The organism is Chitinophagales bacterium, from assembly GCA_013816805.1.
Taxonomy (GTDB): domain Bacteria; phylum Bacteroidota; class Bacteroidia; order Chitinophagales; family UBA10324; genus MGR-bin340.
The window spans coordinates 99952-108606 of sequence record JACDDS010000014.1; the positions used below are offsets into that span (position 1 = coordinate 99952).

The window sequence follows — 8655 nt, forward strand, 5'->3', positions numbered from 1 at the left end:
TTCAGAAGCTTTTCAGTTTGCAGGAGTTTTTCCTTTCCATCTGTAATGTTTATCAGTGAGATTCCTCAATTCTCTCCGCAGCTTCACTCCGTTGATATTACTTTTTATATATCACTTTCTTTAGAAGAAAGTAATCAAAGAAGCGCGATTGCTGAATGGCTCCGCCCAGCAATCGCAGGCCAGCGCCGGCATTGGTTAAGTATATCTTAGAGCAGGTTTTATACTTTAATTAAGGTCTTGCACGAAGAGGAAGTGTAGTCCGTCACATCCTTCTCCCAGTAGCTTCACTCTGTTAAACTTATAACGTTGGCGGGGAAGCTGCGGTATCAGAAGTTCACGTTTAACGTGTTTCTGCAGCTTCCTCTGCTTGTGCACATACACTCTATTGGAGTGAAGCTGCAGGGAGGGTTGTTTCTGCAACTTCCTCTACTTGCGCAAATACACTCTTTTGGAGTGAAGTTCTAGGGAGACATGTTTGGTGCTTCAATATGCGGTTAATCGGTGACAGGGTTGAATAAAAGCTTGATAAAGGATTGTCTTCTATTCTTGCACTTTTTATTGAACAAAGAGGACTATACGTATCTTTTATTAAAGTAGGTATTTTTGTTTCATTGAATCAAAGCTTACTCTGAGCATCGTATCCGGTTTGTTTGAGGAATTTGTTCAGCGGGAAGATAAAATTGATTCCTATCATGAAGCGGAATCTTTAGTTGATAAACTGACCGGCATTTTGCATGATAGTAAAATGCCCTATAGTAAAATGAAAGAGCAATACCGGAAACACCGTTCAAAATAATGATACGTGCCTTTCTAGACGCCAATGTAATCCTTGAAGTACTGTTAAAGCGCAGGGAATATGAGGCGGCAGCAAATATTCTTAAAAGTGGTGAGCGTCACCATATAAATATTTATACATCTTCATCTGTAATCGGGTTTATTGCCTATTGGCTGATTAAAGAGGCAGGTACTAAGAAAACCAAAGATATCTTAACCGGGTTGTTGGGACTTATCCGAATTGCTGACATTTCACATGAACAGCTTTTGCTTTCGTTAGCTGCTGATTTTAAAGATATAGAAGATGGCATTCAATATTATACAGCACTGCAGCACAAGCTTGATTATTTTATCACCCTAAACAAGGGGGACTTTCGCAAAGCCAAAGGAGAAGTTCAGATTGCTGCTCCGGCTGAGGTACTTAAGATACTTACAGGTTGAGTGTTTATCCGTACTGGTAGCGTTACAAACAGGAAGTTTGGCGTTGTTGGTCCTGGCAAAGGTTTAAGTAAAGGGTGAGCAACAACGGTGCTAAAAAATTTTATTCTTAACCATCCATTCTTCTCTTGTAAATCATCACTCTTTTGCCTATCTATTTACCATGACCAGTTTCCTTATTGCTTCATGATTATTGCAGAGCAGTTGCATAGAATAAACTCCGGGCTGAAGTGTTGAAAGATTAAGGAATTTATCATCTGAGCCTCCATTTACCCAACCATCAGAGTAAACAACTCTTCCTGTCATATCATATATCTTCAGTATAATGGGAATACTGTTATTTGAAGTAACGGTGATATTAACTTGTCCATCACCCGGATTAGGACGTATGGAGAAATTAAATGGAGAATCATCTTCTGATAATGATTTCTTTTCCGCGAGGGTTGTAAATTCATACCGCTCCGAAAAGTCGGAATGTGCCGTATCGCATTTTGAACCCACCATCCAGGAATATGTGGTGCCAGCAGATAGTCCTTTTAATGTTTTGCTCTTAGTCGGGGAATGCGCCTTTTGCCACCCGGTAGTGTTTTTTACTTTGTAGTAAACACGGTATCCCGTGGGCGTGGTGGAAGAATCTTTCCAGGAAAGGCTTGCGGAGGTGGCAGTGATGTCATTTGACTTCCCTGCGTACGGAGAGAAGCATTCAGTTACGCTATTACCATAGTCTAAATAGGCAATTGAATTTAAGCTATCCATTAATTGGTAGAAAATTCCACCTGCATACAAATGGCCTTGATATGTGCTAAAAGAAAAAATATCTCCTTCTCCACCCCAATTAAGTTGGTACCAGTTAACCCCATTCCAAGCGGACAAACCATCGTCGATAATTCCGGAAACATATAGATTACCAAATGCACTATAAATTGTCCTTACAGAGTTTGTTGAAACATAATCTAACGTATCCCAGGTATTATTCGACCATGTGGCAATACTATGACATGGTATTGAGCCAGCCTGGTGAAACTCTCCGCCAACTACCAATTCATTCTGAAAGGTATCCATGGCATCTACATAAGCTGAATTTTCATTGTCAGGGTCGTACAATCCTGTTTTCATCGGATGCCATTTCTTTCCATCCCATCGGGCTATATTTTTAACGGGATTATCGCCTGCTGTATTAAAAAAACCTCCAGCAATTAAGTCGCCATTATATTCATGCATGGCTTCTACTTCAGAGCCATTAATTCCATCTCCCAATGGCAGCCATCTGCCTATGGTATCCATTCTTGCAATGTGATTGACCTCCCGGTCTTTCTCTCCATAAAATCCGTACGCCATTTCAAAATGTCCTCCTGCGTACAATGCTCCTTTATATATGGCAAAGCAGCTGACATCATTGTCAAACGATCCTGCAACCACAAAAATATTGTCTTTTATATATCCCACAACTCCATTGTCCAAGGCTATATATACCCGACCGTTGAAATAGATCAGGGCATTAACTTCATCTTGCATAGTTGGTGCTTTATGCCAGTTTGACCCATCCCACGTGGCTAGATTCTGAACCGTTAAATTACCTGCCTGGTTAAACCTACCACCCACATACAATTGGTTATTGATGGAATCAACACACATCGCGAAGACTGCATTGTTGATACCTTCTCCCAAGGGTCGCCAGACCTGTGCGGACATTTTCTGAAAAATAAGAAGCTGTAGTAAACTGTAAAGTATTGTTTTCTTCATTCAGAATTTATTGAGATGACTAAGATAACAGATATACAAAGTGAAAAATTAATATGAAACTAAAGACTGAGATATCTGAGATTATTCCTTCACCACTTTCCCCTTCTGCAAAACATTTCCTCTTTCATCCCTAATATTTATCAGATACATTCCTTTTGGCAGAAATGAAATATCAATCGATCCATTATCTGAAAACTGCTGCTTCAACACAACCTGTCCGAACAGGTTTAAAATGGTGACGGTTGCATTATGGATGTTTAAAGCTTCAATATGCAGTTGATCGGTGGCGGGGTTGGGATAGATTGATACTTGTACAAATTCTATTGGCCCCATATTACCAGTTGCAACATCACAAGCAGTATCTGGAACATATTTCCAGAGATCGTTGAGAGTCTGGTCATCTAATAAATGATAATTTCCCGTTCCTCCAAACATCCATACATTGTTACTGCTCGAGTCATACCAGATAGTGCAACCAAAGCGTGTGTGAGGATAATTTTCTGGTGAACTTATTCCTTGCTTACCGTAATGGTAATGATAGAAATCATAAGATCCATCGAGCCATGACCATGTATTATTGTATGGATTATATTTCCATAATTCATTAGTGATACTAACACCACCTTTGGAAAGGGCATCACCTGCAAAGAACCAGAAAATGCCGTTCTTATCAACCCATCCTGTAGCTTGCTCCCGTGCACTTGCAGTATTACCGGGAGCACAATGATCTGTATAAATACCCTCATCCCCCCATATATCTGAGCCACCAATCCATGTCCATTCATTAGTTATGGAAGTATATTTCCAGAGATCGTTAAACATGATCACTTTAGGGTAAAGGGTATTGCCACCATATAAATAAAAATTACCTATAGAGTCAACCCAATGCAGTTGGTTGTTTTCTCTTGCTCCGGGTGTATTGAGTGAATCAGCTATTCCTTTAATCCCATAAATGCCTGGTTGGTCAATCTGAGAGCTGCCATTCATCCACGTCCATTGATTAGTTTTGATATCGTATTTCCATAGATCATTAAGATACTGACCGTTGGGTCCATCGCTGCCATGCCAGCCTCCGAAAAGCCAGAGATTACCTTCTTTATCTATCCAGTTGTCGGCTAAGAATCTGGACGAGGGTGCATTGGCTGTATCAGGAACTCCTTTCATCCCATAGGTACCCACATCATTTATTAGATTAGTGCCGCTTACCCACGTCCAGATTTTTGTTTGTATGTCATATTTCCAGAGATCGTTCACCGGAGCATAATAAACACTGGAAAACGTTCCACCAAATAACCAAAAGTTCCCATCATTGTCTACCCAAGTGCAACTCCCATAACGACCACCCGGGTAGGTCAAATTATCTCCGCTTCCCTTTGTTCCATAGATAACTGTTGCTCCTAGCCAACTATTTCCTCCTACCCACGTCCAAGTATTTGTATTAATATCATAACTCATAAATGCATCATTCGACTGCCATCCGAATTGCGGATTACCTACAGCTCCGCCCCCTAATAGATATAATAATCTGTCTTTCCCAATCCATGACATAGGTGCGTAGACCTTTGGAGGAGTGTTCGCAGAATCAGGAACATCTTTTACTCCATAGCTATTAAAGGTTTGATCTGTATTTCCATAAGTTGAATCTCCCTTCATCCAGGTCCATTGTCCGGATTGAGCCTTAGTAATAGCTATCATTCCATTTAGAAAAAAAGCAAATAAAAATATTAACCTTGCCCACTTATTCATGAAGTCATTTTATATTATAGTTATTTATATATTCTTACAGACCTAATGCAGGGCTGAAGGTTTAATGGATCAAAGGTTTTATGTAATCAATTTATTCCTTCACCACTTTCCCTTTCTGCAAAACATTTCCTCTTTCATCCATAATGTTTACCAGGTAGATTCCTTTTGGCAGAGTTGAAATATCAATTGATGCGTTATCTGAAAACTGCTGCTGCAACACAACCTGACCTAACAAGTTTGAAATGGTGACGGTTGCATTGTGGATGCTTGATGCTTCAATATGTAATTGATCGGTGGCAGGGTTGGGGTAGAACTTAATATTCTGATCAATTTTCATTGTCGAAATACCTGTAGATATGCAAGTCGTGTCTGGAATATATTCCCATAAATCTGCTTCAGTAAAGCTATATACTCCCCAATTGCCACCATAGAACCAGAGATTGTTATTTATATCCATCCACCCAACTGCACCCATTCTCCCCCGGGGATCATTACTTGGGTCTGGGACACCTAATTCTCCGTATACACCTTCAAAATGTGAATCATCTCCCCATATTCTTGACCATTGATTTGAAGGAATATTATATATCCATAAATCCCGGCCTGTAACTGCTCTGGAATTAGCTTCATTCACATAACCTGAAAAAATATATACATTGTCTTTTTGTTTCAGACACACTGCCTCATTGCGGGTTGTAGGATAATTATTACTGTCGTAAACACAGTAAGACCCGAAATTACCTATTACACTCCTTTGTTGTTCTCCATTCATCCATGTCCATTGGCCGGTAGCTGTTGTATATTTCCACACGTCACCCAATGTATATTCATTTAATATGCCATTTGTTCCGCTGTAGAGATAAAAATTGCCGGTATCATCTGCCCAACTGCAAGTGCAAGCACGGGCAGAGGGAATATTAGCTTCGTCGGGAATTAACTTTGTTCCCGCATGGCCTACTGCATCCAGAGAATCGGTGCCTCCCATCCACGTCCATTGGTTAATAAGAGGATCATACTTCCACAAGTCATTATAAAATTTATCACCATAGCAATAACAATATCCTCCGAACAACCATAGGTTATCATTTTCATCAATCCAGGAGGCGCTTTCCATTCTCGGCGGCGGAAGATTTGCCGAGTCAGCTAACCCTTTTATTCCATAGTTGCCAGAGTATACTCCCGTGGTATTGGGCCCTTTGACCCAGGTCCAAATGTTTTTCCTGACATCATATTTCCACAGGTCATTATAGTTGCCCCAATACTGATTATATCCACCGAAGAGCCAGATGGTTCCCTGGTGATCCTTCCAAATCGATTCTCCGGTTCTGCTTCCGGGATAATTATTAGTATCCGGCACTCCCCGGATGCCATATATCCCTACCGAATTTAGATATTGAGAAGCTCTCACCAGCATCCAATTGTTTGATTTGGTATTAAACCTCCAGATATTATCATAATATTGAGCGCGCTGCTGAGCATACTTTAGACCTCCAAGCATATAAAAGTATCCGCTGTCATCTGCCCAGCTGCCGGCAAGATATGCTGAATAGGGATGGCAATTGGCAGTCTCGACTCCAACTTGACCAGCTTCCCAGCCGTGGTTATAGGTGGTGTCACCCTTCATCCATATCCATTGTCCGGATTGAGCCTTAGTAATAGCTATCGTTCCATTTAGAAAAAAAGCAAATAGAAATATTAACCTTGCCCACTTATTCATGAAGTCATTTTACGTTATAATTATTATATATTCTTACAGACCTAATGAACGGCTGAAGGTTTAATTGATTGAATGTTATACGCGATCAATTCACTCCTTCACCACTTTTCCTTGCTGCTTAACATCTCCTTTTTCATCCGTAATATTTACCAGGTACATTCCTTTTGGCAGAAATGAAATATGAATTGATGCGTTATCTGAAAACTCCTGCTGCAACACAACCTGACCGAACAGGTTTAAAATGGTGATGGCTGCATTGTGGATGTTTAAAGCTTCAATATGCAGTTGATCGGTGGCAGGATTGGGATAGATCTTAAGATCAGGCTTTGAAATTGGATTTATAGCAGTAACTGTAGAATCAATGGTTACACTCACATCATCTATATAATAATAACTATAGTCTACCCAAAAGGAATCTTTAACTGCCATTGTATCTGTCATTGCATCATTACGGAAATTACCAATGGTAATATATTGCTCCCCACCTTGGGCAATGAAGGATCCACTAATTTTCATCCAATCCGTTTCAGACTTCAAAAAATTACTTTGATTATTTTCTATTTGCGGAACATATGGCAGGTAAAAAAGATTATCTGAAGCAATGGGAAATTTTGAGAAACAAACCCCAATTTGATTAATTGCATAAGGACTTCCTTCTGCTAAGCTTACAAAAAAATCTACTTTATAATACTTTCCATTTTGCAGACTATCCAATAATTTCGTTTGAATATATTCCCTTAAATCAATGAAAGTATGACCAATAATTCCCGCATATGCTATACCCGTATGTGCATTTTGTATTCCATAATAGTTATTAGGAACATTCATAGCACATGAATTAAGATAGTCCGGACTATAATGAGTAGGATTAATCCAACCTTTTGCAAACTCTATCGGTCCTCCATATAATGGACATTGGACTGTATCCTCAAAGCCTGGATTAGGTACAAGATTTTGAGATATGCCAACATTAAATGAATGTATGGCAATGAAAAAGAATAGAATTTTTTTAAGCATAAATCCTGGCCTTAATTAGAAATAAATCACTTCATCAGAGCATTTAAATTATTCCCTCACCACTTTTCCTGTCTTCAAAACATTTCCTTTCTCATCTATAATATTTACCAGGTACATTCCTTTTGACAGAGTTGAAATATCAATCGATGCATTATTGGAAAACTCCTGCTTCAACATAACCTGACCGAACAGGTTTAAAATGGTGACGGTTGCATTGTGGATGTTGGGTGCTTCAATATGCAGTTGATCGGTGGCGGGGTTGGGAAATATTGAAATTTGTTTTTTGTTTTTAATATCTGTAAATCCCGTGAAATTTGCAAGCATTGCAATTCGATTGATTGGATTATTTGCAATCGTTTCAAAATACCCTCCAGCAATTAATTCATCATTAAAAAAGGACATGCAAAGCGGCCCTGAGTCATAAATTGTGAACCCTAGGTTTACCCATGTATCTCCATTCCAGAACGTAATCCTATTTGCAATGCATTTTCCATCACCGGATTCGCCAAAGTCACCACAAGCGTAAAATCCTTTACCTTTTGTAATAAGATAATTTACTTGACCGCAAAGGCCCGGCATTGCATTCCATTTGCCTTCACTCCATCTTGCAATTCCATCTGCAGTATCACCTCCTGCCATATTAAAAAAGCCGCCTGTTATTAAATCATCACCATACACAGTTAAAGCAAGTACATTACCAGAGTAGATCGTACCGGCAATGGCAGTTCCACTTCCGAAGCCTTGCCACACTTTTCCATCCCACGCAGCGATATTGTTCACTTCTTTTCCATCTGCATATTTAAACAAGCCCCCGGCTATGAGCTGATCATTATACACACAGAGCGCATCAACATGTCCCGGAGTTAAAGCGCTTAACCCTCCACCAAGTGTTTCCCATTTCCTTCCCGTCCATTTTTTTAAATACCCTCCAAAATTTCCACCTGCATAGAGTGTATCATGGTAAAACTGCATGCAAAGAACTTCATCACCTAAGCCTGGCAGTCCTGTTCCTTCGATATAGGTATTTTCTTTCATGGCCGCAACAATACCACCTGTTGCGTAATAGATAGTATCATGCTTTGCTAATAATGCTGCAACCGGACTTCCTAAATAAGCATTAGGTTTTTCAGTTGAAATCCAGCTAGTGCCATTCCAAATTCCCATCATTCGAGATACCTTATCACCTGCATAGTAAAAATCACCACCTACATACAACCATT

At 39.7% G+C, this 8655-nt stretch carries 7 protein-coding genes; 2 read left to right on the top strand and 5 right to left on the bottom strand.

The features are described 5' to 3' along the window. Nucleotides 1-306 precede the first annotated feature (306 nt). The gene (locus H0W62_12395) at nt 307-465 is read left to right on the top strand and encodes a hypothetical protein (GenBank protein ID MBA3649329.1); all 159 of its coding nucleotides are present in this window, start codon (nt 307-309) and stop codon (nt 463-465) included. A 330-nt stretch (nt 466-795) separates the two neighbouring features. Continuing rightward, nucleotides 796-1215 carry a PIN domain-containing protein gene (locus tag H0W62_12400; protein ID MBA3649330.1) on the top strand — a complete coding sequence of 140 codons (420 nt, stop codon included), beginning with the start codon at nt 796-798 and terminating at the stop codon, nt 1213-1215. A 147-nt stretch (nt 1216-1362) separates the two neighbouring features. Here the strand turns inward: H0W62_12400 and H0W62_12405 are convergent, their stop codons facing one another. The 5 genes from H0W62_12405 to H0W62_12425 all read right to left on the bottom strand — a co-directional run. Next, nucleotides 1363-2955, bottom strand: a complete 1593-nt coding sequence (locus H0W62_12405; GenBank protein MBA3649331.1) for a T9SS type A sorting domain-containing protein — start codon at nt 2953-2955, stop codon at nt 1363-1365. An 81-nt stretch (nt 2956-3036) separates the two neighbouring features. Further along, nucleotides 3037-4701 (bottom strand): T9SS type A sorting domain-containing protein, encoded by a 1665-nt coding sequence (locus tag H0W62_12410; protein MBA3649332.1) that lies wholly within the window; start codon nt 4699-4701, stop codon nt 3037-3039. Between the two features lie 91 nt (nt 4702-4792). Then, nucleotides 4793-6418 carry a T9SS type A sorting domain-containing protein gene (locus tag H0W62_12415; protein ID MBA3649333.1) on the bottom strand — a complete coding sequence of 542 codons (1626 nt, stop codon included), beginning with the start codon at nt 6416-6418 and terminating at the stop codon, nt 4793-4795. Nucleotides 6419-6508: 90 nt separating this feature from the next. Next, the gene (locus tag H0W62_12420; protein ID MBA3649334.1) at nt 6509-7435 is read right to left on the bottom strand and encodes a T9SS type A sorting domain-containing protein; all 927 of its coding nucleotides are present in this window, start codon (nt 7433-7435) and stop codon (nt 6509-6511) included. A 48-nt stretch (nt 7436-7483) separates the two neighbouring features. Next, a partial coding sequence (locus tag H0W62_12425; protein ID MBA3649335.1) for a T9SS type A sorting domain-containing protein occupies nt 7484-8655 on the bottom strand: 1172 nt, incomplete at its 5' end.

Coding starts and splice junctions, on each gene's coding strand:
- H0W62_12400 (MBA3649330.1), top strand. CDS start 796: ATGATACGTGCCTTTCTAGACGCCAATGTAATCCTTGAAGTACTGTTA.
- H0W62_12405 (MBA3649331.1), bottom strand. CDS start 2,955: ATGAAGAAAACAATACTTTACAGTTTACTACAGCTTCTTATTTTTCAG.
- H0W62_12410 (MBA3649332.1), bottom strand. CDS start 4,701: ATGAATAAGTGGGCAAGGTTAATATTTTTATTTGCTTTTTTTCTAAAT.
- H0W62_12415 (MBA3649333.1), bottom strand. CDS start 6,418: ATGAATAAGTGGGCAAGGTTAATATTTCTATTTGCTTTTTTTCTAAAT.
- H0W62_12420 (MBA3649334.1), bottom strand. CDS start 7,435: ATGCTTAAAAAAATTCTATTCTTTTTCATTGCCATACATTCATTTAAT.